Origin of the sequence: Streptomyces sp. NPDC096132, assembly GCF_044763345.1 — a bacterium.
Taxonomy (GTDB): Bacteria; Actinomycetota; Actinomycetes; order Streptomycetales; family Streptomycetaceae; genus Streptomyces.
This window is the reverse complement of record NZ_JBIWGA010000003.1, coordinates 600,668-625,014: the sequence shown is the minus strand read 5'-3', so window position 1 is coordinate 625,014 and position 24,347 is coordinate 600,668. Positions and strand designations below refer to the sequence as shown.

The window sequence follows — 24,347 nt, the reverse complement described above, 5'->3', positions numbered from 1 at the left end:
ATGGCTGCCGTGACCACCACTGCCACCACGACCACCGTACGGTCCGCGAGGCGCCGGCCCTCCCTCGGCCGGATCGCGGCCTGGGCGGTGATGACCGCGATCGTGCTCGTCACCCTGCTGCCGTTCTACTGGATCCTGCGCACCGCGCTGTCCACCAACACCTCGCTCGCCGCCCACCCCGGCGATCCGCTGCCGACCGGCCTCACCGCGGGCGGCTTCGAACGGGCGCTGGGCCTGCAGTCCACCAAGGAGGCCATCGCGCAGGGCGGCGCGGGCGGCGGACTGAAGTTCTGGCGCTATCTGATCAACTCGGTGGTCGTCTCGACGCTCGTCACCGTCTGCCAGATCTTCTTCTCCTCGATGGCCGCGTACGCCTTCGCCCGGCTGCGCTGGCGCGGCCGGGACCGGGTGTTCGGGCTGTTCCTGGCCGGGCTGATGGTCCCCGCGATCTTCACCCTGCTGCCGAACTTCGTGCTCATCAAGCAACTCGGCCTGGTGGACACCCTGCTGGGCATCGCGCTGCCGACGATGCTCATGACGCCGTTCGCGGTGTTCTTCCTCCGGCAGTTCTTCATGAACGTGCCCCGGGAGGTCGAGGAGGCGGCCCTGCTCGACGGCGCCGGGAAGATCCGGATCTTCTTCCGGGTGATGCTGCCGATGGCGTCGACGCCGATCCTCACGCTGGGCGTGCTGACGTACATCACCTCCTGGAACGACTACTTCTGGCCGCTGATGGTGTCGTACAGCGACAGTTCGCGGGTGCTCACGGTGGCACTGGCGATCTTCCGGGCGCAGACCCCGCAGACGGGTTACGACTGGTCGGGCCTGATGGCGGCCACCCTCATCGCCGCCCTCCCGATGCTGGTGCTCTTCGGGGTCTTCGCACGCCGCATCGTCAGTTCCATCGGCTTCACCGGGATCAAGTAAGGGGATGGGGATGCGAGTTCGGATGCGTACGGTCATGGCGCTGACGGGAGCGCTGGCGCTGTCCCTGACCGCCGGATGCGCGCGGGGCGCAGGCCCAGGCGGGGACGCCGGCACGGTGACGTACTGGCTGTGGGACGCCAACCAGCTGCCCGCCTACCAGGCCTGTGCGAAGGGCTTCGAGAAGGAGAACCCGGGCCTGAAGGTGAAGATCACCCAGATGGGCTGGGGCGACTACTGGACCAAGCTCACCGCGAGCTTCATCGCGGGCACCCAGCCGGACGTGTTCACCGACCACATCCAGAAGTTCGGCCAGTTCGCCGACCTCAAGGTGCTCGAACCGCTCGACGACCTCGGCATCGACGAGTCGGCCTACCAGCCGGGGCTCGCCGCCAACTGGGTCGGCCAGGACGGCCACCGCTACGGCGCCCCCAAGGACTGGGACACCGTCGCCCTCTTCTACAACCAGAAGATGGCCGCGTCCGCCGGGCTCACGGCCCAGGAGCTGAACAGCCTCTCCTGGAACCCGCGGGACGGCGGCACCTTCGAGAAGGCCATCGCCCATCTCACCGTCGACGTCGACGGACGGCGCGGTGACGAACCGGGCTTCGACAGGCACCATGTGAAGGTGTACGGACTGGCCACCGCCGGTGCGGGCGACGGCGACGGGCAGACGCAGTGGAGCCCGTTCACCGCCTCGGCCGGATGGACCTACACCGAGAAGAAGCGGTGGGGAACCGACTACCAGTACGACAGCAAGACCTTCCAGTCGGTCGTCGACTGGTACTTCGGGCTGGCGAAGAAGGGCTACCTGGCCCCGCTCACGGACTACAGCGCGGGCGCCAACCCGGCCAACGCTCAGGTCGCGGCGGGCAGGGCGGCGGCCGCCTTCGACGGCGCCTGGATGATCTCGACGTACTACGGGTTCAAGGGCGTGAAGGTCGGCACGGCCTTCACCCCGGCCGGCCCCACCGGCAAGCGCGCCACGATGATGAACGGCCTCGCCGACTCCGTCACGAAGAACGCCCGCAACAAGGAGGGCGCGAAGAAGTGGGTGCGGTACCTGGCCTCCGACGCGTGCCAGCGGACGGTGGGCGGCTACGGCATCGTCTTCCCCGCCACGCCCGACGGCACGAAGGCCGCGGTGGCCGCGTACGAGAAGAAGGGCATCGACGTCACCGCCTTCACCGAGCCGGTCGCCGACAAGAAGGACTTCGCCACCTTCTCCTACCCGATCACGAACAACGCGGCGGACGTCCTCGCGCTCATGCAGCCCGCCATGCAGGACATCTACGGCAACGGCAGGTCCGTGAGCAGCCTCGACGAGACCAACGACCAGATCAACCTGATTCTCTCGCAGTGATCCATCGACCAGTGAAGGACTCGCCTCACATGACGTTCAACCTCGGCATCGTCGGCGCCGGCCAGTTCTCCGGCCAGTTCGCCACGTTGTTCCAGGCCCACCCCGGTGTCGGTGACGTCCACGTCACCGATCTGCTGCCCGAGCGGGCCGAGCAGCTCGCCTCCGCCCAGGGGCTGGCCGGCGCCTTCCCCTCGTACGAGGCGATGCTGGAGTCACCGGCGGTCGACGCGGTCGCCATATTCACCCAGCGCTGGACCCACGGTCCGCTGGTGCTGCGGGGGTTGAACGCCGGCAAGCACGTCTACTCCGCCGTCCCGATGGCGATCAGCACGGAGGAGATCGCCGCGATCATCGACACGGTCAAGGCGACCGGGCTGACGTACATGATGGGCGAGACCAGCCAGTACAACCCGGCGACCGTGCACGCCCGCAACCAGATCGCCGAGGGCGCCTTCGGGCGGCTCTTCTACGCCGAGGGCGACTACGTCCACGACATGGACCTGGGGTTCTACGAGGCGTACCGGTACAGCGGCGGTGAGAACTGGAAGGCCACCGCCAGCTATCCCCCGCTGCTCTACCCGACGCACTCGGTGGGCGGGGTGCTCGGCGCCTGGCGGACGCACGCCGTGAGCGTGTCGGCGATCGGGGTGGTGGACGAGCGCGGTGACGGCGTCTTCGACAAGGACGTCAGCCAGTTCGGGAACGACGTCTCCAACGCGACCGCGCTGTTCGAGGTGGCGGGCGGCGGTTCGTTCCGTACGAACGAGTTCCGGCGGGTGGGCTACCCCTCCCACATCCGGGAGTCCCGTTTCCGCTTCTTCGGTACGGAGGCGAGCATGGAGCAGCTCGCCACGGTGGCGCTGTGGCAGGACAAGCAGGGCGTGAAGGACATCAGCGAGCTCCTCGAGCCCAAGCCGACGCTCTCCCCCGACGATCCGTCCCTCCAGCACATCGCGCCGGAGCTGCGGGCCGCGTTCACCTCCGGTTCGGCGCCGGTGCACGACCGGTCGCGGCTGCCGCGGGAGTTCGACCAGCTGCACAACGGGCACGAGGGCAGCCACCACTTCCTGGTGGACGACTTCGTGACGGCGGTCAACACCCGCGCCCTGCCGTCCGTGAACGCCTGGGTGGCGGCCCGCTACACCCTGCCGGGCATCATCGCGCACGAGTCAGCGCGGCAGGGTGGGGTCAGGCTGGAGATCCCGGACTTCGGGGACGCGCCGGAGAGCTGAGCCGACCGGGTGCCGGCCGGGCCGGGTGCCGTCAGGTGCCCGGCTTGCGGCCGTAGACGAAGACGTCGTCGCCGTTCTTCAGCAGCGACCAGTACTTCTTGGCGGTGGTCGTCGTCATGTTGACGCAGCCGTGGGAGCCCGGCGGGTTCCACATGCTGAGGTTGACCGAGTGGAAGGCCTGGCCGCCGTCGAAGAACTGGCTGTAGGGCATCGGCACGTTGTAGATGCTGGAGACGTGGTCGATGTCCCGCCAGTAGATCTTCTTCAGGCCGGTGCGGGTCTCGTACCCGTTGCGGCCGGTGCGGACCGGGACGGGGCCGTAGACGAGCCTGCTGCCGTCCTGGATCCAGCTGATCTGGAGGGTGAGGTTGACGCAGGCGATCCGGCCCTTGTTGGTCGGACACTTGCGGGCCGCGTTCGGGTTGTTGCCGACCGCCTTCTGCTTGTTCATGAGGTCCATCACGCCCCAGGTGACGGGACCGGCGTAGCCGATGTTGGGGGTGATGCCGTGCTTGTTCTGGAACGCCTGGATGGCCTTGCAGTCGGCGACCGACTGCCTGCCGTCGACGGGCCGGCCGAGGAACTTCTCCACCTGCTTCTGGTACGGCCCGGCCTGCGTGGTGCAGCTCGCGGCCTGGGCCGGCGCGGCGCCCAGCGCGAGCGTCAGCGGGGCCACCAGCCCCGTGACCCCGAGTGCGACGACCCCTCGTCTGCGTATGTCCCCCATGGGTGCCCTCTTCCTGGCGCGGTTGCGGCGATCTCGTCAACCTAGACCGGTGGGCGGGGGCGGCGGTTGTAGTCCCGTCCAACCTGTGACGAAACAGTGAACTTCCCGGCAGTCGGCCTCCGCCTCCGTGAGCAGCGGTCCACTTTCCACCAAGTGGACCGATCGATGGCTCCCGCCCCCGGCCTAGGGTCCTCGGTATGCACCCCACTCTCGCCGACGACCTCTCCCGGCTTCCCGAACTCCTGCAGTCCGCCCGTGACTTCGCCGCCCGCGAGCTGGGCGGGCTGGCCGAGCGGCCGGTGGTCCGCCTCGACGGCACACCGGAGCCGGCCGGTCTGCCGCGGGAGGGCGCCGGGGCCGACGTCGCCCTTACGCGGTTCGCCGAGCGCTGGGCGCCGGGCTTCTCCGGCTCCGCCGGGCCGCGCTACCTCGGCTTCGTCACGGGCGGCGCGACGCCCGCCTCGGTCACCGGGGACTGGCTGACGTCCGCGTACGACCAGAACGGGTCCGGGGCCGCCGGGTCCTGGGCGACGGCGCTGGAGGGGGAGACGGTGGCCTGGCTGCGGGAGCTGTTCGGGCTGGGTGAGGCGCACTCCGGGGCGTTCGTCACCGGCGCGACCGTGTCGAACACGGTGGGGCTCGCCGTCGCCCGGGAGTGGCTGGGCGAGCGGCTGGGGGTGGACGTGTCGCGGGCGGGCGCGGCCGCGCTGGGCCCGGTGGACGTGCTCTCGGGCAGCCCGCACTCCAGCGTCACGAAGGCGCTGTCGGTCCTCGGCATCGGCCGGGACCGGCTGAAGCAGGTGCCGCTGCTGCCCGGGAACCGTGAGGCCGTCGACGTGGCCGCGCTGGAGGCCGCTCTGGCGGGGCTGGCTGGCCGGCCGGCGATCGTGGTGGCCAACGCGGGCACGGTCAACACCGTCGACTTCGACGATCTGCGGGCGATCGCGGCCCTGAAGGAGCGGTACGGCTTCTGGCTGCACGTGGATGCCGCGTTCGGCGGTTTCGCCGCCCTCTCCCCCGCGTACGCGCACCTCGTGGACGGGCTCGACGCGGCCGACTCGGTCTGTGTGGACCTGCACAAGTGGCTGAACGTGCCCTACGACGCGGCTGTCCAGTTCACGCGCCGCCGGGACCTTCAGGTACGGGTCTTCCACAACGCGTCGCCGTATCTGGGACTGCCCTCCGGCGAGCCCGACTTCCTGCACCTCACCCCGGAGAACTCCCGGCGGCTGCGGGCGCTTCCGGCGTGGTTCTCGCTGGTGGCGTACGGGCGGGCCGGGCACCGGGAGATCGTCGAGCGGAACGCCGCCCTCGCGGCCCGGCTCGGCGAGGGCGTCGCCGCGCTCGACGGGCTGCGACTGCTGGCGCCGGTCCGGCTGAACGTCGTCTGCTTCACCCTCGCCGACGACCCGACGACCGAGCGGGTGGCCGCGCTGGCGGACGCCGTGGCCGCCTCCGGGGAGGCCTTCCTGACCCCGACGGTGTACGGCGGGGTGCCGGCGCTGCGGGCGGCGTTCAGCAACTGGCGCACCTCCGAGGCGGACACGGCACGGGTACTCACCGCCCTCACCTCGGCTCTGGCCGAGTGAAAGGATCTGCACGGGCCGTTGAGCGCCACCACCCCGTCGACCGAACGGAGACCGTGCGGCCATGTCCGCGTTCATCCAGCAACTCCCCGCCCTCATAGGTGTCGTGATCGGTGCCCTCGGCTCGTATCTGGCGATCGTGCGCAGCGACCGGGCCCGGTTCGCTCGGGAGCAGGCGGCCCGGTGGGAGGAGCGACGGCTGTCGGTGTACTCCGACTACGCGCGGGCGTTGAAGAAGTCGGTGACCCTGACATACCGCGTCGCCGCGCACCTCGGCAACGATCCGCATCCGCATCCGGTCTCCCTGGAGGAGGCCGAGCCCTTGCTGGCGCAGGCGACCGACGGGCGGGATCCGGCCGGGGAGGCGCTGATCATGCTGGGCAGCCGGGACGTGGTGGAGCGGGCCCGGACCTGGGTGGCCGTGGTGATGGAGATGGAGCGGTTCCTGCGGTCGGGGACCGTGGATCCGGACGCCTGGCAGGCGCTGCTGGAGCGGCAGCGCGCGGGCCGCGAGGGCTACTACACGGCCGTACGCGAGGACCTGGCGCTGCCGCCGGGGCATCCGGCGCGCTGGCCGTCGCTGCCCCGGTCGTCGTGAGCGTTCAGCGGTAGCCCGTGACGTCCGCCGGTTTGCCCGCGTCCTGGACCTCGACCAGGTAGCGCCAGGCGTCCGGGCGGCTGCCGTCGAGGTCGGTGAAGCCGTAGACCGGGGCGAGGCCGCCGCTGGAGAGGGACTGTCCGTTGAAGCGGGCCACGTCGGGATCCGCGGCGAGGGCGGCGACGGCCCGGCCGACATAGCGGGGTGTCTCGGAGATGGCGAAGTGGGGGACGCGGTCGAGCGCGTCGCGCCAGGTGTCCTCGGTGACCCCGAACGCGTCGAGCATGATCTCCGAGCGCAGCCAGCCGGGGGTGAGCGCGACGGCGGTGGCGCCGCGCGGGCCGAGTTCATGGCCGAGGGCGAAGGCCATGCGCAGGACGGACGCCTTGGCGAGGTCGTAGAAGAAGGAGTTCCGGTAGGTGTCCCGGTTGTACTCGGTGGTGCCGTCGGTCATCTCGACGACGAGGCCGCCGGGGCGGCGCAGCAGGAGCGGGAGCGCGTGGTGGCTGGTGATCGCGTGCGTCTCCACGGCGAGCCGCAGCAGCCTGAGGCCGTTGTCGAGGTCGTGTTCCCAGACCGGGGTGTCCCACTCGAAGAGCTTCTCGCCGCCCCAGATGTCGTTGACGAGGACGTCGAGCCGGCCCTGCTCGGCGTCGACGCGGTCGAGGAGGGCGCGGACCTGGGTGGGTTCGAGATGGTCGGTGGGTACGGCGATGCCCTGACCGCCGGCCTCGGTGACGAGGGCGGCGGTGTCCTCGATCGTCTCGGGGCGGTCGTACTCGGAGCGGTGGGCGCGGGTGGTGCGTCCCGTCACGTAGACGGTGGCGCCGGCCGCGCCCAGTTCGACGGCGATGCCCCGCCCCGCGCCCCGTGTCGCTCCGGCGACGAGTGCGACCCTGCCCTGCAGCGGAACCGGCATGTCCGGCCTCCCTTTCCCTCATGAGTGGTGTCCTCTCGAGGGTGCCGGGGAAGCCGGACATCTCCTGTCGCCTTTTCTCAGTGGCCCCGGTCGATCCACTCCTCCAGGTGAGGTGCCTCGGCGCCGATGGTCGTGGAGTCGCCGTGCCCGGTGAGCACCTTCGTCTCGGGCGGGAGGGTCAGCAGCTTCTCGCGGATGGACGTGATGATGGTCGGGAAGTGGGAGTACGAGCGGCCGGTGGCGCCGGGGCCGCCCTGGAACAGGGTGTCGCCGGTGAACAGCACGCCGAGCCCGGGGTCGTGCAGACAGACCGCGCCGGGCGCGTGCCCCGGGGTGTGCAGGACGGTCAGGTCGGTTCCGGCGGCCTCGATGACCTGTCCGTCGGCCAGATGGGCGTCGGGCTCGCGGTCGGGGTGGGTGAGCTTCCACAGCGGCAGGTCGTCGGGGTGCAGCCAGATGGTCGCGCCGGTCAGGTCCGCGAGGGCGGGGGCCGCACCGACGTGGTCGTTGTGGGCGTGGGTGCACACGATGGCGGTCAGCCGCCGGTCGCCCACGGCCTGTGCGATGGCCTCGGCGTCATGGGCGGCGTCGATGACGATCGCCTCGTGGTCGTCGCCGACGATCCACACGTTGTTGTCCACGTCCCAGGTGCCGCCGTCGAGGCTGAACTGGCCCGAGGTGACGAGACGTTCGATGCGTGCGGCCATCACAGCACCACCACCGAACGCAGGACGTCTCCGTGGTGCATCCGCTCGAACGCCTTCTCCACCTCGTCGAGCTGGATGGTCTCGGTGACGAACGCCCCCAGGTCCAGACGGCCCTGAAGGTGCAGGTCGATGAGCATCGGGAAGTCGCGGGAGGGCAGGCAGTCGCCGTACCAGGAGGACTTCAGGGAGCCGCCGCGGCCGAAGACGTCGAGCAGCGGAAGTTCGAGCTTCATCTCGGGAGTGGGGACGCCGACCAGGACGACCGTGCCCGCCAAGTCGCGGGCGTAGAAGGCCTGCCGGTACGTCTCCGGGCGGCCGACCGCCTCGATCACGACGTCCGCGCCGAAGCCGCCGGTCAGCTCGCGGATCGCCTCGACCGGGTCCGTCTCCTTGGAGTTCACGGTGTGCGTGGCGCCCATGCTGCGGGCCTTCTCCAGCTTCCGGTCGTCGATGTCGACGGCGATGATCTTCGCGGCGCCGGCCAGGTTCGACCCCGCGATCGCCGCGTCACCGACCCCGCCGCAGCCGATGACCGCGACCGTGTCGCCCCGGCCCACGTTCCCGGTGTTGATCGCCGCCCCGATGCCCGCCATCACGCCACAGCCCAGCAGTCCGGCCACCGCCGGCGACACCGACGCGTCGACCTTCGTGCACTGCCCGGCCGCGACCAGCGTCTTCTCCGCGAACGCGCCGATCCCGAGGGCCGGGGAGAGCTCCTGGCCCGTCGAGGCGAGGGTCATCTTCTGCTGGGCGTTGTGCGTGTTGAAGCAGTACCAGGGACGCCCGCGCAGACAGGCCCGGCACTGCCCGCACACCGCACGCCAGTTCAGGATCACGAAGTCCCCGGGCGCCACGTCCGTGACGCCCTCGCCGACGGACTCCACCACACCCGCCGCCTCGTGCCCGAGCAGGAAGGGGAACTCGTCGTTGATCCCGCCCTGCTTGTAGTGCAGGTCGGTGTGACAGACCCCGCAGGCCTGGATCTTGACCACGGCTTCCCCGGGGCCGGGATCGGGGATCACGATCGTCTCCACCCGCACCGGCTCGTTCTTGCCCGGTGCGATCACTCCGCGTACTTCCTGCGGCATGGTGCTGCCCCTTTCTTCGGCGGTCATCCGTCCCAGGTCCGACCCTACGCGTGACTGATCGGTAAGGGCACGGCCGACGGCCCGGAGCCCCTCCTTCCGGCCACGCTCGGCGACCGCCGCCGTAGCCTGAAGGCTCCGTCCGACCTCCGAGGAGCCCCGTGAGCAACGCAGAGACAGCCGGCGTCCGGCCCCCGTGGCGGCTGCTGCTCGACTATGTACGGCCGCACCGCTGGGCCCTGCTGGCCGGGGCGGTGCTGTCGCTGGTCACCGGGGCCACGGGGCTCCTTCTCCCGCTCGTGGCCCGGGGGTTGATCGACGACCTGTCCCACGACCGCGCGATCACCGGCGCGTTGCTGACCCTGACGGCGCTCGTCGTCGCCAACGCGGCGGTGGGGGCGCTGGGTTCGTACGTGCTGCGGCGCACGGCCGAGTCGGTGGTGCTCGGGGCGCGGCGGGCGTTGTCGTCGTATCTGCTGCGGCTGCGGATCACGGCCGTGGACCGCAGCGAGCCGGGTGACCTGATGGCCCGGATCACCTCCGACACGACCCTGTTGCGCGAGGTCACCACCGACTCGCTGGTCGGCCTCGGGACGGGCGGGCTCACGCTGGCCGCCACGGTCGTGATGATGGGCCTGGTCGACCCGGTGCTGCTGGGGGTCACCCTGGCCGTGATCCTGTGCGCGGGCACCGTCCTCGGGGTGATCGTGCCGCGCATCAACCGGGCGAGCCGGCGGGCGCAGGACGCGGTCGGGGTGATGGGGGCCTCGCTGGAGCGGGTGCTGGGCGCGCTGCGCACGGTGAAGGCGTCGGGCGCCGAGCACCGCGAGGAGGAGACGCTGCACGCGGCGGCCGAGGAGTCCTGGCGGCAGAGCGTGCGCGCCGCCAAGTGGTCGGCGGCGGCCGGGAACACGGCCGGGCTCGCGATGCAGACCGCGTTCATCACCGTGCTGGCGGTGGGCGGGGCGCGGGTCGCGACCGGCGCGATCGACGTGGGCACGCTGGTGGCGTTCCTGCTGTACGTCTTCTATCTGATGTCACCGATCCAGTCGGTCGTCGGCGCGATCACCCAGTACCAGACGGGCGCGGCCGCCCTCAGCCGGATCCAGGAGGCGCTCCGGTTGCCCGCCGAACCGGCGGCCCGGCCCGCTCCGCTGCCCTCCCCCACCGCCGAACCGGCCTCGCTCGCGTTCACCGACGTCCGTTTCCGGTACGCCGACGACCTGCCCTACGTCCACCACGGGGTGACGTTCGACGTCCCGGCGCGGGGCATGACGGCGTTCGTCGGCCCGTCGGGCGCCGGAAAGACCACCGTGTTCTCGCTCATCGAGCGGTTCTACGACCCCGAGTCGGGCACCATCCGCCTCGACGGCCGCGACCTCGCCGACTGGGAGCTGCCGCTGCTGCGGTCGTCGATCGGTTACGTCGAGCAGGACGCGCCGGTGCTGTCGGGCTCGCTGCGCGCCAATCTGCTGCTGGGCAACCCGGAGGCGGACGAGGACACCGTACGGCGGGTGCTGAAGACGACCCGTCTGGACGGCCTGGCCGACCGGCTGCCGCAGGGCCTGGAGACGCTGGTCGGGCATCGGGGGACGAAGCTGTCCGGTGGTGAGCGGCTGGGGGTGCCCCCAGGCCGTTGAGGCACTGGGGGAGGGTGGCCATCGCCCGCGCCCTGCTGCGCCGCCCCCGGCTGCTGCTGCTCGACGAGGCGACCTCGCAGTTGGACGCGGTGAACGAGGCGGCGCTGCGCGACACCGTCGCCGATGTCGCCCGGACGACGACGGTCCTGGTCGTCGCGCACCGGCTGTCGACGGTCACGATGGCCGACCGGATCGTGGTGATGGACGCGGGCCGGGTGCGGGCCGTGGGGACGCACCGTGAGCTGGTGACGGGCGATCCGCTCTACGCCGAGCTGGCGGCTACGCAGTTCCTCGCGACGGCCGAGTGAGCCGCACGGCGGCGGTGAACACGTAAAGGGCCGCCGCCGTCCGGATGTCAGGACGGCGGCGGCCCCACGGGGAACCCGCGGTTCAGGTCTGGATCCCCGGCAGCAGCCCGGTGACGGGGGCGGCGAGGTCGGTGACCTGGTGCAGTTCGTTCAGCCTGTTGAGCTGGTGGACGTTCTTCACCTCGGCCAGCTGCCGGGAGACCGGGGGAAGGCCGGCCCGGCGCTCCGCCGGGACCTCGCTCGCGGCGAGCGAGTCGAGCGTGGCCATCGGGTGGATCAGGCCGGTGGCCGGGGCTTCGGCCGCGTTCGCCAGAGGCGCGGCGAGGCCCGTGACCCCGGCGGCGAGAGCGGCGGCGGCGACGATGCGTCGAGTGGACATCATGCCCTCAGCAACGCGTCGGGCGCCGTCGCGGACACGGGTGGCGGACACCGCTCACCCGACAGGCGCAGGCGCCGCGTCGCGCCTCCCGGGGCGTACCGGCTGCGCTTGCCGAGGCCCGTGCGGCGGAGGACGCTCGAAGGTGAGGGCCCGGCGGCCCGGCTCCCCTCGGTCCGCGGCCCTCCAAGGAGGTCATCATGGGCACCGCGGCAAGCTCCGGATTCACCACCGAGACCCTGCGCAGGGGCGTCGAGGGATCGACCGCCTCGGCACTGTTGTCGCTCTACGCGGACGACGCGGAGCTGCGCATCGTCGACCGCAACACCCAGCCCAGCAGCCCCCGGGTCCTGCACGGCCGGGCGGAGATCGGCGAACTGCTCGAGGACGTCTACAACCGGGACATCAAGGCGCACAAGGTGGACGAGTGCATCGTCCAGGGCGACCGCGCCGCCTTCACCGAGTCCTGCGAGTACTCGGACGGTGTGCGTGTCCTCGCCGAGTCCATGCTCACCCTGCGCGACGGCAAGATCGTCGAGCAGACGATGATCCAGGCATGGGACGAGTAGGCAGGAAGTTCGCCGGGGTCCAGGTCTCCACCCGGCTGACCTGGACCTTCTCGGTGCGGGCCCGACGGGGCCGCGCGCGTGCCCCCCGCTCGACGCTGCCGGGACCGGCCTCCGCGGCAGGCCGGAGCGTGTCCGCCGCCCTGCTGCGGACAGCCGTGAGAGCGGCGCGCCGCCGCCCGCTCCCTCCCGCACGACGTGCGCTGCGCACGCGGCACGGCCGCCACCGGTGATCGACGAGCGGGCCGCGTTCGAGGCGATCGCGCCCGAGGAGGACGTCGACGGTGCGGCGGTGACGTACTGTCACTCCCGCATCGCCACCCTGCTGGAGCAGACGGTGGAGGCGGCCGGGCGGCAGCTCGGGGCGGTGTGATCAGCGGGTCGGGAGGTAGTGGGCCGGGACGACGTGCCAGTCGGGGGTGATGCCGTTCGTCTCGGCCGGCTGGGTGTCGCCCATGTACGTGTAGAGGGGGGAGCCTTCGTAGGTGAGCTGGAGGGTGCGGTCGTCGGGGCGAGCGAGGGTGCCCAGGGTGCCGGCGATGCCCGGGGGAAGGGTCGGGGTGGTGCCGCCGGCGGCGTGCACCGGTCTGCGCAGGTCGAGGCAGGAGCCGGTGCACGGGCCGAGGTCGTAGGTGTAGAGGGTGTGGCCGTCGGCGTCCGTCAGGACGTGGCCCGACGTCTCGGTGGCGCCGACCAGGACCGTGGGGGCCGGGGCGGCGGCGAGGCAGGCGAGGGCGGCCGTGACCGCCAGCAGGGGTTTCGTCGGCATGCGCATGGGAGCTCCTCGTGGTGCCTCAGTAACCGACCCTGATGCCGGTCACGGTGTGGGTGTCCGTGCGGCCGCCGGTGGCGCCGGAGAAGCCGACGAGCACGTTCGGCGGCAGGGTCACCGCCTTGTCGATGACCTGGACGCCGTCGACGCCGACGACCAGGTGCCCGGCACCGGTCACGTGGACGTCGACGGTGTGCGAGCCGGTGCGCAGGGCGGGGACGGCGGTGGAGGTGGCGATGTAGTTCGGCCGGCCGCCGGTGCTGCCGGCGGCGATGCCGACGAAGTTGGCTGACGGTTCGGTGCCGTTCCGGTAGGTGTCCAGGGCGACCGCGATGCCGGGGAGCCCGGCGTAGCCCAGGCCCATGCCTCCCCCGCCGAGTGCCTTCGCGGTCGTCTTCGTCGCGTCGAGGAGCAGCAGGGCGAGGCCGTCGCCGCCGGTCCCGCCGCCGATCGTGGCGGTGAAGCGGGCGCGCAGCCGGGCGGAGGGGACGGCGGTGCTCTGGAGGCCGCTGCCGCGGCGGTCGGCGGTGGCGGGGGTCAGCACCAGGTTCGTGCTGTTGTAGAGGATGGCGGAGCCGTTGTACCGCCAGCCGTTCGGGCCGGGCGGCGGTACGGCGTACGAGGCCGCGGTGACGGCGACGTCCCGGACGGTGTGGATGTCGGTGCGGGAGCCGGTGCCGCCGGTGAAGGCGACGAACGCGGTCGGCGGGAGGGACGGCACGGTCGTCCGCAGGAGTTGCGCGCCGTCCATCGACACGGTGATCGTCCGGCCCGAGACGGACAGGGCCACGGCGTGCGGGCCCGCGCGCAGGTCGGGGACGGCCGTCGTGGTGGCGGCGTACGTGATCGACGTACCGCTGCCGGTGAGGGCGACGCCGACGAAGTTGGCGGCGGGGTCGCTGCCGTTGCGGTACGTGTCGACGGTGACGGCGACGCCCGGCATCCCGCTCCAGCCGAGGCCGCCGCCCGCGCCGCCGAGGGCGCTCGGGGTGGCCCTGGCCGGGTCGACGAGGGCGAAGGCGAGGCCGTCGGCTCCGGTGCCGCCGCCGATGACGCCGGTGAACGTGGTGTTGAGGCCGTCGGTGAGGACGGGGACGGGGAAGACCGCCGAGCCGGCCTGGTCGCGGGTGGTCTGGGTGAGCTGGAGGTCGTCGCCGGAGAGCTGGGCGGAGCCGTTGAGCTGCCAGCCGCCGGCGCCCGGTGCGGGGAGGGTGACGCCGGTGCCGGTGGTGCCGGTGCCGGTGAGGGCCTCGTGGTGGGCGCCGGTGCCGTCGTCGGCGGTGATCTCGTAGGTGCCGCTGACCGCGCCGACGGAGGTCGGGGAGAAGGTGACGGCCTGGTGGACGACGTCCTCCGGGCCGATGACCTGCCCCTCGCTGAGCGGGTTGCTGACGTGGAAGGGGGCCGCGGGGGCCTTGGCCTTGGTGATGGTCAGCGCGATGTTTCCGGTGTTGCTGATGTCGAAGGTCTTCGTGACGGACCGGCCGACCTCGACCGGCCCGAAGTCGGTGGAGGTCGGGGTGATCGTCAGATGTGCCTCGCCGGTGACCGCGGAGCCGGTGAGCTCGACGGTGACGGTGCCGTGCTGCCCGGTGACGGAGAGGGCCGAGGTGTCGTCACCGGACTCGGTCGGCGCGTAGGTCACCTGGACGGTGACGGACTGCTTCGGCTGGACGACCGTGCCGGCGGCGGGCAGTCCGCCGGCGGTGAAGGGGGCGTCGGGGGCGGTGGTGGCGGAGATGGTCTCGGGCTGGGTTCCGGTGTTGGTGAAGGTGATGCCCAGGGTCTTGTCGGTGGTGGTGGGCACGGTGTCGAAGGAGAGGGAGGGCGGGGAGGCGAGCAGGCCGTCCCGGGTTCCGTAGCCGCTCAGGCCGAGGCCCGTGTCGCCGAGGTCGGTGGCGAAGTCCAGTACGGCGTTGTCCGGTCCGGGTTCGGTCGGGGCGTAGGACACCGGGACGGCGTAGGTGTCGCCGGTGTGCAGGGTGCGGGGCAGTCCGGTGGGGGCGGCGGAGAAGGCGCTGCCGGGCGGGGCGGTCACCGCGTCGATCCGGACGTCCCGGGTGGCGGTGACGGTGGCGGTGAAGTGCCGGGTGCCGCCGACGGGTACGTCGCCGAAGTCCACGCCGTCGCCGATGAGGGCCGCGTTGGAGGGCCGGCCGAAGGCGAGGACGTGGCCGTCGCGGGTCCCGACGTAGACGCGGCCGCCGTCGGTGGCGGGCACGGAGAACTTGGAGGCGACGCCGATCGGGGCTGACCACAGCTTCTTCAGGGTGCCGTTCGCCGGGATCGCGCTGTACGCGCGCAACTGCGCGTTGGCCCCGCTCGCACCGTCCGAGTACACCGCCCAGACGACCGCCGAGCCGTTGGTGGTGCCGGTGGAGGTGATCACCGGGGAGCCGGAGGTGTAGCCGAAGGTCTCCGTGGAGCGCCCGGTGTTGGTCAGGGCGGGCAGGCCGGAGCCGGTGACGCCGTACTTGAACGCCCGCAGCGGGCCGCGGCTGCCGATCGTGTAGACGTAGCCGCCCTGTCCGCCGTAGACGCCGGGGTGGCCCCAGACGCCCTCGTAGGGCCCGAAGTTGCCGAGGACCTTGTCGGTGCCGCCCGGGCCCTGGCTGCGGCCGCCGAGGTGGTCGCGGTCATGGAGGAAGAGTCTGCCGTCCTTGCCGATCTGGACGAGGAGGTGGGGGTACTGGCTGGTGCCGAAGACGTCGTCGGGGAGGGCGACCGGGCCGCCGGAGCCGAGGTCGGTGTCGTTCTGGTCGAGGGTGGGGGCGTTGGAGGGGCTGAAGAAGTCCTGCGCGGACATCGTGCCGTCGCTGTTGACGCCGATCCGGACGACGGCCTCGGCGAGCTGGCCCGGCGGCTTCGAACCCGGGCCGGGAGCCGGGGAGATGCCGTTGCCGGTGGAGAACAGGATGCGGCCGGGTCCGTCGGAGACCAGGCCGCCGCCGCTCATCCAGATGCCGGCCATGCCGTTGGCGGAGGAGTTCTCGGTGGCCCACAGGGTCTGCTTGCGGGTCGAGGTGCTGACGCGCAGGACGTGGCCGACGTACGGCGTGTGGTCGCAGTGGGAGGCGAAGCCCGCGTACACCGCGCCGTCCATCAGCAGCAGGCCGGGGCGTTGCATCGCGGTGTAGGCGTTGAAGGGGCGGCCCGGGTCGTTGACCGGGGCGCCGGACACCTTGACGGGCCAGCCGCCGCGTTCGGCGCCGGTGGTGACGCTCAGGGCGTGGACGTACCAGCTGGGGTGCTGGGTGTCGGGGCCGTCATTGACCTTGGAGGTGAGGTAGACGGTGCCGGTCGACGGGTCGTACACGGGGGTCGCGGTCACGCCGATATTGGGGACCAGGTCGCCGCAGCCGATGGCCGAGGCGGGCCAGGCGGCGCCCAGGCTCTTCGTCCAGGTCTTGGCGCCGGTGGCCGAGTTCAGGCCGTACACCTTGTTGTTCTCGGTGGCGACGACGACCGTCTTCCCGACGACCAGCGGCTGGGCGTAGACCTGTCCGTCGACGGTGGTGGAGAACTGCTGTCCGAAGTCGGAGCTGGAGACCTGCTCGGGGGCGAGGCCCGGTTCGTTGTCGTCCCAGCCGGTGCGGTAGGTGTCCTCGGAGACGGTGGTGACGTCGGCGGCGCGGGAGCGCCGGTCGTCGGGAGCGGCCAGGGAGGGCGCGCCGAGGGCGCCGGTCAGCAGACAGGCCGTCACCAGCGGGGCCAGGAAACCGAACCTGCTCTGCATGCGCCGCTCCGCCCGGTCGAGAGGGGGCGGGCCTGTCCCGCCGACCGTCATGATCGGCGGGACAGTGTGATTTACCGATGATTCCTGGTCCGTATCGGTGGGTGGTTCACCCGTACGGGGGAAGCGCCGGCCGTCAGTTCAGCGTCCAGCTCTGGTTGGTGGCACCGCTGCACGACCACAGCACCAGCACCGAGCGGTTGGCCGTGGCCGCCCCGTTGACGTCGAGGCACAGTCCCGCGTTGACGTTGGTGATCGTGCCGTCGCTGTTGACGTTCCACTTCTGGTTGTTCTGGCCGTTGCAGTCCCAGATCACGACCTTGGTGCCGTTGGTGGTGCCCAGGTTGTAGGCGTCCAGGCACTTGTTGCCGTAGACCACCAGCTCCTTGCGGGAGGTGTAGGTCCAGGCCTGGTTCTGGCCGCCGTTGCAGTCCCAGATCTCCGCCTGGGTGCCGTTGGTGATGGTGTTGTTGTAGACGTCCAGGCAGCGGCTCGACTGCTTGCCCACCACCTGGTTGCCGTTCGCGCCGGGCAGCGGTTTCACCGTGATGTCGGCGAGGGTCGGGGCATTGGTGAAGGTCAGGGTGTTCGAGGAGCCCTTGGAGAGGCCGACCAGGAGACTGATCGTGCCCTGGCTGGAACCGGTCGGCGGGAAGGAGACCGTCGTGGTGCCCTGGCCGTTGACCTTGAGGGTCGCGGTCTTGGCCGTCGAGGCGGTGTTGGTGTAGGCGACGTCCACGATCTTCGTGCCGGTGGCGCCCGCGACCACGCCGGAGAAGCTCGACGTACCCGTGTAGGTGCTGCCGGAGGCCTCGGTCCCGCCGGTGACGGTGAGCAGCACCGAGCCGCCCGCCGGGACGCTCTGGGTGTAACTCGTGCTGTACGAGCCGACGTCCGAGCGGGACCACAGGTCACGGACGGTCGCGGAGGCGTTCGTCAGCCCCAGGTCGGACCAGCGGACGGTGATGTTCGCGGCGGCGGAGGTGCGGTTGAGCAGGACGACGGCGCGCTTGCCGGTGCCGGAGAGGACCTTGCCGTACACCTGCAGCCCGCTGCCGTCCTCGGCGACCTTGACGCCCTGGAGGCCGCGCGGGTCCTGGTCGACGGCGATGACCTCGGGGTTCTTGAGGATGTTCGCGGTCTCCGTGGTCATGGTGGTGAGGTCGTTGCCGGCCAGCAGCGGGGCGCCGGAGATGGCCCACAGGTTCATGTGGGTGCGGTTCTGGGCGGCGGTGAAGCCGGTCATGCCGACCATCAGCATGTCCGGGTCGTTGTAGTAGCCGGTGTGCTGGGCGAGCGGGTGCAGTCCCTGGTCGAAGTTGGACAGCAGGTTCGTCATCGACGGCGCGTTGCCGTAGTAGATGATGTCGGTGCTCGTCCGGTACATCGGGGCGAGGCCCGGCGCCCAGTTCCAGGTGTTCTGGTAGCCCCAGTTGCAGATGGAGAGCGTCAGCGGGCGGCCGGTGGTCGCGGTGGCCTTGGCGACCGCGTCGCTGATCGCGGTGTACGTCGTCGCCGCGTCGAGGCCCTCGGCGTCACCGCCGCACCAGTCGACCTTCACGAAGTCGAAGCCCCACTTCGAGAACTGCAGCATGTCCTGCTCGTAGTGGCCCTCGCTGCCGCTGCCCGGAGCGGCGGGACGGCCGGTCGGGTAGTAGTAGCCGCAGCCGTCCTTGCCGGCGTCCGTGTAGATGCCGGCCTTGAGGCCCTTGCTGTGGATGTAGTCGGCGATGGCGCTCATGCCGCCGGGCCACTCGGACTCGTCGACCGTGATGTTGCCGCCGCTGTCCCGGGTGCCCTGCCACCAGCCCTCGTCGATGTTGACGTACTGGTACCCGGCCGCCGGCAGGCCCGCCGCGACGAACGCGTCGACCTGCTTCTTGATGACGCTGTAGTCGATCTTCGCGGCGAAGCTGTTCCAGGACGCCCAGCCCATGGGAGCGGTGGGCACGGATATCTGACGGCTCGTCGCGGCCTGGGCGGGGGCGGTACCGGTGAAGAGAAGGGCTGCGGTCGCGGTCAGCGCCAGGGCCAGGAGGCGTACGGCTGCGGATCTGCAGCGCCTGACGAGATGTGAGCGCGGTGGGGGAAACATACGGCGGCTCCGGAATTCGACATATCGAACAAGGGTCGGCGAACCGAACGGCTTGCGCGCCGAACGTAGAGCTGCGCGAGAGTGAAGTCAACGGCTGCGACAGAAGTGATGTGACCGGTCTCAGAAGTGAAGTGGCCGCTTTCGCAGGGTCGTTCGCCCCTCATCGGCCGGGGCGCCGCCATACTGTCCGTCGTGCGAGTGGCGATCATGACGGCGGGCTCCCGGGGCGATGTCGCCCCCTTCACCGGCCTGGGGCACGCGCTCGTACGCGCGGGCCACACGGTCACCCTGGTCACCCATGAGCGGTTCGCGCCGCTGGTGGCCGGCTCGGGGGTCGGCTTCCACCCCCTCCCGGTCGACCCCCGGGCGGAACTGGAGTCGGCACGCGGCCGCGGACTGCACCGCAGCGCGACCGGTGCGGGCAAGCTGCTGCGGGTGGTGCGGATGGCACGCGCGCTGGTCGGCCGGATGACCGACGACGTGCTGGCGGCGGCCCGGGGGAGCGACGCGCTGCTGCTGTCCGCGTCCATGGCACCGCTCGGCCACACCGTCGCCGAGGGACTGGGACTGCCCGCTCTCGACCTCCCGCTCCAACCGGTCGCCGCCACAAGGGAGTTCGCGCCGCCCATGCTCGGGGGCGGTTCCTTCGGAGCGCTCGGCAACCGTCTCGCCGGCCACGGGGTGGAGTGGGCCGTCGAACGCGTCTTCGCTCCCGCCCTGCCGGAACTCCGGTCCCGGCTGGACCTGCCGCCCGGCCGCACCCGGCGGCAGGCCCAGCCGGTGCTGCACGGCTTCAGCCCCCTGATGGTGCCCCGGCCACGGGACTGGCGGGCGGGGCTCGACGTCACCGGCTACTGGTGGCCGTACGACCGCGAGAACCGACTCCCGGCTCGCCTGCGGGAGTTCCTGGACGCGGGGCCACCGCCGGTCTTCGTCGGCCTGGGCAGCGCGACGGTGCCCGATCCCCACCGGCTCAGCGCCGAGATCGTACGGGCGCTGCGGCTGGCCGGGCTGCGCGGGGTGATCCAGCGCGGCTGGGCCGGCCTCGCGGCCGACGGCGACGACCTGCTGACCGTCGACGAGGTACCGCACTCCCTGCTCTTCCCCGAGACGGCCGCGGTGGTCCACCACTGCGGCGCGGGCACGACGGCGGCCGGGGTGCGCGCGGGCGTCCCGGCCGTCCCGGTACCGATCCAGTTCGACGAGGGCTTCTGGGCCGAGCGGCTGGTCACGGTCGGCGTGGCACCTCGGGCGGTCCCCCTGCGGCGACTGACCGCCGAAACCCTGGCGGCAGCCCTCGCGGACGCCACCCGGACACCCGAATTCCGTGAGCGGGCACGGACGTTGGGGACCAAGGTGCGCGGCGAGGACGGGGTGGGGCGGGTGGTGGAGGCGGTGGGACGGCTGGGGTGAGGCGGGTCGGGCCGGTCCGGCACACCGCAGTGAACGCCGAAGAGTCCCTCCTCGACGCGAGATGGCGGCACCTCGTATTGCGCCGGCAGCGGCTTCGCGACCGGCAGGAGTCGCACACACCGGCACCGCCGAGGAGACGGTCGCGCTCGTCGCCGCCCGGCTCCCCGACGGCCTCGGGCCCGCCACCGCCGGCCGACGCGCGCCGGCCGGCGTCAGCGCACCTCCGCCGCCCACCCCTCCGGCCGCAGTATCCCCAGCAGTTGCCGCACCAGTTCGTCGACCACCTCGTCCAGGGACGCGTCCACCCAGCCGGCGCTCCAGTCGTGCAGAAGGCCGTTGACGCTGCCGATGAAGGCGGTGGACGCCAGGCGGTAGTCGCGGGGGGCCGCCTCTCCGCGAGCGGCGGCGGACGTCGCCTCGGCGCAGATCAGCTCGACCCAGCGGGCACGGCGGGCGAGGCGCTGCTCCTCCAGGCGGGGGCTGACGCCCACGATCTCCACGAACGTGATGCGGATGCGGCGCGGGTCCGAGGTGACGTTCCCGGCGTAGGCGCGGAAGATCGCCGTGACGCGTTCGGCCAGCGGCAGGCCCTGTGCCGCGGCGAACGCGGCCACGACCGCCTCCTCCGCCCAGTCGTTGACCTGGAGGTGCAGCGCCGCGAGGACGTCCTCGAGGGTGCGGAACTCCTCGTAGAACTGGCGGGTCGACAGGCCTGCGGCCTCGCTGAGCGCGGCGACCGTGGTGCCGCGGTAGCCGGGCGTGTCCCCGAACAGCTGCAGCGCCGCGGCCAGGAACCTCCCGCGCCGTTCGGCCTGCCGCTCGGCCGCGGTCTTGCCGCCGTACCGGCCGGTGGGCGCCCTGAGCCTGCCCGTCACTGAACCCTCCCTCGTCGCTCCCTGCTCCCCCGCGGTCAATTTTGTCGTGCACGGAGTCTTGTGGCGAAGGGCCCCCCTTCCTTACTTTCCAGTAAGTCCACTCTGAACGCGGCCGTGTTCAGATTCGGACCCCTCGAGCCGCTCAGCCCTGCCCTGCCCCTTTCCCCACTCCAGAGGAGTGAGCACTGATGGCTGCCTTCAGACCCAGGCACCTCTGCGCCGTAGCCGCCGCCCTCGTCCTGACCGTCACCGCCCCCGCGACCGCGGCATCGGCGGCGTCCGACGCCTCGCTGCGCGAGGTGCTGTTCGTCGGCAACAACTGGGAGGGCACCTCGGACGTCATCGCCTCCAGCGGTGACTTCGCGAAGATCGGCCGGATCAACGTGATCCCCGACAAGGACGCCCGGATGGCGGAGATCAACGCCGACCCCATCAAGTGGATCTACTTCATGGCCATCCGCAACGGCGTCGGCGAGGGCCACGACCAGTTCGTGGACGACATGTACTCCACCCCGGACGGCAAGTCCGTGGTCGTCTCCCGGCCCAGTTTCGCCGACGTCGTCTCGATCAACCTGTCCACCGGGGCCATCAACTGGCGGTTCCCGGTGTCGGGTTACCGCTCCGACCACATGGCCGTCTCCCCCGACGGCACCCGCGTCGCGGTCTCCGCGTCGACCGCCAACACCGTGCACGTGCTGGACATCAACACCGGCAAACAGCTCGGGTCGTTCGCCACGGGCGACAAGCCGCACGAGAACATCTTCACCAAGGACGGCAAGTACATCTACAACATGGCGATCGGTGACGTGAACACCGATCTGGACGCGCCGTGGCTGGACTGGACGAAGGGCGACCGGCACATCACCGTCGTCGACGCGACCACGTACAAGCAGGTCAAGGTCATCGACATGCGGGCCAAGCTGGACGCCATCGGTCTCACGGACTACTCGGACGCGGTGCGCCCGGCCGTCTTCTCGCCGGACGAGTCCAAGCTGTACTTCCAGGTGTCGTTCTTCAACGGCTTCTTCGAGTACGACCTCGCCAGTGACCGCATCACCCGCACCAAGACCCTGCCGAAGAACCCGGCGACCAGCGACGAGCGCACCTCGTTCGTCAACGACTCGCGCCACCACGGCCTGTCGATGAGCCCGGACGGCAGCAAGCTGTGCGTCGCGGGCACGATGGACGACTACGCGACGGTCGTCAACCGCAGCACCCTCCAGGAGGGTCCGCTCGTCACCGCCTCCAAGCCGTACTGGGCCACGGTCAGCGGCGACGGCAAGGACTGCGTGATCTCCGAGAGCGGCGCCGACCAGGTCACGGTGATCGACTTCGCCACCGGCCAGAAGGTCCTCTCGGTCCCGGTGGGCGACCACCCGCAGCGGGTCCGCCTGGGCCATGTGGCCGCGAACTGGACCGGGACCGGCAGCTGAACCGACCGGTCGCGGAAGGGGGCGGGCGCCGGGCGCCCGCCCCCTTCGTGTGTGCCCGGATCTATCCGATCTTCGACGCCACCCACGCCGCCAGCTCGCTGCGGGCCGCGGCCAGCAGGGTCGCGGACGGCGAGGTCGCCCCGTTGGTCACCAGCGCGTAGTGCACCACACCGGAGTCGGGGGCGCTGAGCAGCAGTCGGCGGCTGCCCGTGCCGCCCGGTTCCACGGCCGCGGCGATCTTCGTCGAGGACGTGTACGCCGGCGGGCCGTACACCGTGCCCAGGTCGGAGACGACCGTGGTGGACGCGGTCGGGAAGGACGCGGGCAGATGCAGTTCGGTCGGCGCGGTGCGGCCGTTGGAGCGCCACACCAGCACGCCGTACTGTCCGGAGCCGACCAGCGAGGCCACGTTCGGCAGGCTGCTGGGGACCGGGTTCCAGGTGAGGGTGGTGGAGCCGTCGCGGGAGCGGTCCTCGTAGGTGAAGGCGACGGTGGTGCCGGCGGTGGCGCTCGGGTAGACGCGGTCCAGGAGCCGGGCGTCCTGACGGAGCGTCGCCACACCGCTGTCGTCGAGGCGTACGGCGGAGAGGTCCTCGTCGTTCCAGGCGTCGCCGGAGGTCTGCACCTTGTCGGCGTTGCCGTTCATCAGTTCGTGGTGGCGGCCGTTGTAGATGTCCCACTGCCATTGCGAACCGGACAGCACCGGGCCCGAAGTGGACGGGGTGGTCCACCAGTTGGCACCCTTCACCCGGGAGTCCAGGGCCTGGTACATCGCCTTCAGGACGGTCGGTGCCTTGCCGGCGGTGCTGCCGTTGAGGGGATGCCCGAACTCGCTGACGATCGCCGTCGTGCCGAGCGCCGAGGCCCGGTCACGGACGGTGGCGAAGTCGGTGACGTACTGGCCGTCCTCCGCGTTGCCCCACATCAGGATGCCGGAGATGGCCTTCTGGTCGTAGAAGTGGGTGTTGAAGACGTACCGGGAGCCCAGGGTGCCCGCGTCGAGGAGGCCGCCCTCCTCCTTGCTGACGTTGCCGTTCCAGAAGAGGTTCGGCTCGACGAAGGCGGGCTTGTCGGTCCAGCCGGCCGCGTCCATCCGGGCCCGGAACTTCACGTAGAAGGGCCACAGCACGTCGCGTTCCCAGGTGCGGCTGGCCTGGCCGGAGTCGTAGGTGCCGGCGTAGGGCTCGTTGTAGGGGTCGAAGCCCAGGACGCCGGTGAACTCCTCGGTGGTGAGGTTCGCCTTGATGTACGCCATGGTCTTCTGGGCGGTGGCCAGGAAGTAGTCCTGGAGGCCGTAGTTGTTGTGCCAGAAGTCGTACTGAGCCTCCTTCACCGCCGCGTTCTGGGTGATGTTCTGCCCCCAGAGGAAGCAGATGCCGCAGTACTCGGTGGGGTAGTCGCCGAGCTCCACCGCCCACGCGGGGGCCCCGTCGCCGGTGTACCAGCTGCCCGAGTTGAACAGGTAGCGGGAGTAGAGGTCCTGGTGGAAGTCGGGGTAGACGCGGATGCCGGCGTCGAGGAAGGCGCGCATCTGCTCGGTGGCCGCGGCCAGGTAGGCCGTGTCGACCTGGCCCTTGACCGGTTCGGCGTAGGCCCAGGAGAGCAGGAAGCGCACGGAGTTGCCGCCGCCGAGGGCGCGCAGGGCCGTCGCCGACTTCTTGGCGTCGGCGACCGAGGCGAAGGGCAGACCGTGGTTCTCGTCGAGCTTGGTCTCGCCGGAGACGTTGTAGCCGCGCAGCACGACCTCACGGCCGTTCGCGTCCACGAAGCGGCCGTTCGACACGGTGAGCGCCGTGCCGTCGAACGAGAGGGAGTCGGGGACGGTGGCCGCGGCGGCGGGGGTGCCCGCCGCCGTCAGGAAGCCGCAGAGTCCGCAGAGGACAACCAGAACAGCGAGCAGACGTGCCCGGATATTCGGCATGTCCACTACAGTCGGGCGATTTCAGGACACCGTCAATACCTTCTGACTCACGAGTAAGGTTGACGATTGTTCAC

Annotated in this window: 19 protein-coding genes and 1 pseudogene; 10 read left to right on the top strand and 10 right to left on the bottom strand. The window is 71.2% G+C overall.

The window, feature by feature from the left end; translation table 11 throughout:
- The 3 genes from ACIRF9_RS10585 to ACIRF9_RS10575 are packed head-to-tail and all read left to right on the top strand — an operon-like array spanning position 1 to position 3,519.
- Positions 1 to 927 carry a carbohydrate ABC transporter permease gene (locus ACIRF9_RS10585; RefSeq protein ID WP_403818969.1) on the top strand — a complete coding sequence of 309 codons (927 nt, stop codon included), beginning with the start codon at positions 1 to 3 and terminating at the stop codon, positions 925 to 927.
- 34 nt (positions 928 to 961) lie between these two features.
- Complete coding sequence (locus tag ACIRF9_RS10580) at positions 962 to 2,287, top strand: extracellular solute-binding protein (protein ID WP_403819047.1); 1,326 nt, start codon at positions 962 to 964, stop codon at positions 2,285 to 2,287.
- Between the two features lie 29 nt (positions 2,288 to 2,316).
- Positions 2,317 to 3,519: a Gfo/Idh/MocA family protein gene (locus tag ACIRF9_RS10575; protein ID WP_403818967.1), complete on the top strand. Its 1,203-nt coding sequence runs from the start codon at positions 2,317 to 2,319 to the stop codon at positions 3,517 to 3,519.
- A gap of 31 nt (positions 3,520 to 3,550) precedes the next feature.
- Here the strand turns inward: ACIRF9_RS10575 and ACIRF9_RS10570 are convergent, their stop codons facing one another.
- Positions 3,551 to 4,246, bottom strand: a complete 696-nt coding sequence (locus ACIRF9_RS10570) for a L,D-transpeptidase (RefSeq protein WP_403818965.1) — start codon at positions 4,244 to 4,246, stop codon at positions 3,551 to 3,553.
- 197 nt (positions 4,247 to 4,443) lie between these two features.
- Between ACIRF9_RS10570 and ACIRF9_RS10565 the strand changes: the two genes are divergently transcribed.
- Both ACIRF9_RS10565 and ACIRF9_RS10560 read left to right on the top strand, forming a co-directional pair.
- Complete coding sequence (locus tag ACIRF9_RS10565; RefSeq protein WP_403818963.1) at positions 4,444 to 5,835, top strand: pyridoxal phosphate-dependent decarboxylase family protein; 1,392 nt, start codon at positions 4,444 to 4,446, stop codon at positions 5,833 to 5,835.
- A gap of 61 nt (positions 5,836 to 5,896) precedes the next feature.
- A complete protein-coding gene (locus tag ACIRF9_RS10560; RefSeq protein WP_403818962.1) occupies positions 5,897 to 6,430 on the top strand; it encodes a hypothetical protein in 534 nt (177 codons plus the stop codon).
- Between the two features lie 4 nt (positions 6,431 to 6,434).
- On the opposite strand, the gene ACIRF9_RS10555 is transcribed toward ACIRF9_RS10560, so the two are convergent.
- The 3 genes from ACIRF9_RS10555 to ACIRF9_RS10545 all read right to left on the bottom strand — a co-directional run bounded on the left by ACIRF9_RS10555 (position 6,435) and on the right by ACIRF9_RS10545 (position 9,144).
- Entirely contained in the window at positions 6,435 to 7,349 is a 915-nt protein-coding gene (locus ACIRF9_RS10555; protein ID WP_403818960.1) for an SDR family oxidoreductase, read from the bottom strand.
- A gap of 77 nt (positions 7,350 to 7,426) precedes the next feature.
- Complete coding sequence (locus ACIRF9_RS10550) at positions 7,427 to 8,056, bottom strand: MBL fold metallo-hydrolase (RefSeq protein WP_403818958.1); 630 nt, start codon at positions 8,054 to 8,056, stop codon at positions 7,427 to 7,429.
- On the bottom strand, positions 8,056 to 9,144 hold the full coding sequence (locus ACIRF9_RS10545) for an S-(hydroxymethyl)mycothiol dehydrogenase (protein WP_403818956.1): 1,089 nt from the start codon (positions 9,142 to 9,144) through the stop codon (positions 8,056 to 8,058). The genes ACIRF9_RS10550 and ACIRF9_RS10545 overlap by 1 nt, the downstream gene beginning before the upstream one ends.
- 158 nt (positions 9,145 to 9,302) lie before the next feature.
- On the opposite strand from ACIRF9_RS10545, the pseudogene ACIRF9_RS10540 reads away from it, so the two are divergent.
- A pseudogene (locus ACIRF9_RS10540) lies at positions 9,303 to 11,089 on the top strand (ABC transporter ATP-binding protein).
- 82 nt (positions 11,090 to 11,171) lie between these two features.
- Here ACIRF9_RS10540 and ACIRF9_RS10535 read toward each other — a convergent pair.
- Positions 11,172 to 11,471 carry a hypothetical protein gene (locus tag ACIRF9_RS10535; RefSeq protein WP_403818954.1) on the bottom strand — a complete coding sequence of 100 codons (300 nt, stop codon included), beginning with the start codon at positions 11,469 to 11,471 and terminating at the stop codon, positions 11,172 to 11,174.
- 194 nt (positions 11,472 to 11,665) lie between these two features.
- On the opposite strand from ACIRF9_RS10535, the gene ACIRF9_RS10530 reads away from it, so the two are divergent.
- Together ACIRF9_RS10530 and ACIRF9_RS10525 are read left to right on the top strand one after the other, a co-directional pair.
- The gene (locus ACIRF9_RS10530) at positions 11,666 to 12,034 is read left to right on the top strand and encodes a nuclear transport factor 2 family protein (RefSeq protein WP_403818952.1); all 369 of its coding nucleotides are present in this window, start codon (positions 11,666 to 11,668) and stop codon (positions 12,032 to 12,034) included.
- Positions 12,035 to 12,260: 226 nt separating this feature from the next.
- Complete coding sequence (locus tag ACIRF9_RS10525; RefSeq protein WP_403818950.1) at positions 12,261 to 12,404, top strand: hypothetical protein; 144 nt, start codon at positions 12,261 to 12,263, stop codon at positions 12,402 to 12,404.
- Here ACIRF9_RS10525 and ACIRF9_RS10520 read toward each other — a convergent pair whose 3' ends face one another.
- The 3 genes from ACIRF9_RS10520 to ACIRF9_RS10510 all read right to left on the bottom strand — a co-directional run bounded on the left by ACIRF9_RS10520 (position 12,405) and on the right by ACIRF9_RS10510 (position 18,631).
- Entirely contained in the window at positions 12,405 to 12,800 is a 396-nt protein-coding gene (locus ACIRF9_RS10520) for a hypothetical protein (RefSeq protein WP_403818948.1), read from the bottom strand.
- 25 nt (positions 12,801 to 12,825) lie between these two features.
- A complete protein-coding gene (locus tag ACIRF9_RS10515; protein ID WP_403818946.1) occupies positions 12,826 to 16,539 on the bottom strand; it encodes a choice-of-anchor D domain-containing protein in 3,714 nt (1,237 codons plus the stop codon).
- Between the two features lie 133 nt (positions 16,540 to 16,672).
- Positions 16,673 to 18,631, bottom strand: a complete 1,959-nt coding sequence (locus ACIRF9_RS10510; protein ID WP_403818945.1) for a ricin-type beta-trefoil lectin domain protein — start codon at positions 18,629 to 18,631, stop codon at positions 16,673 to 16,675.
- 207 nt (positions 18,632 to 18,838) lie between these two features.
- Between ACIRF9_RS10510 and ACIRF9_RS10505 the strand changes: the two genes are divergently transcribed.
- A complete protein-coding gene (locus ACIRF9_RS10505; RefSeq protein WP_403819045.1) occupies positions 18,839 to 20,044 on the top strand; it encodes a glycosyltransferase in 1,206 nt (401 codons plus the stop codon).
- Positions 20,045 to 20,256: 212 nt separating this feature from the next.
- On the opposite strand, the gene ACIRF9_RS10500 is transcribed toward ACIRF9_RS10505, so the two are convergent.
- Positions 20,257 to 20,919, bottom strand: a complete 663-nt coding sequence (locus ACIRF9_RS10500) for a TetR/AcrR family transcriptional regulator (protein ID WP_403818943.1) — start codon at positions 20,917 to 20,919, stop codon at positions 20,257 to 20,259.
- 188 nt (positions 20,920 to 21,107) lie between these two features.
- Between ACIRF9_RS10500 and ACIRF9_RS10495 the strand changes: the two genes are divergently transcribed.
- Positions 21,108 to 22,352, top strand: a complete 1,245-nt coding sequence (locus tag ACIRF9_RS10495; RefSeq protein WP_403818941.1) for a YncE family protein — start codon at positions 21,108 to 21,110, stop codon at positions 22,350 to 22,352.
- A 61-nt stretch (positions 22,353 to 22,413) separates the two neighbouring features.
- On the opposite strand, the gene ACIRF9_RS10490 is transcribed toward ACIRF9_RS10495, so the two are convergent.
- Positions 22,414 to 24,273, bottom strand: a complete 1,860-nt coding sequence (locus ACIRF9_RS10490; protein ID WP_403818939.1) for an endoglycosylceramidase — start codon at positions 24,271 to 24,273, stop codon at positions 22,414 to 22,416.
- Positions 24,274 to 24,347 lie beyond the last annotated feature (74 nt).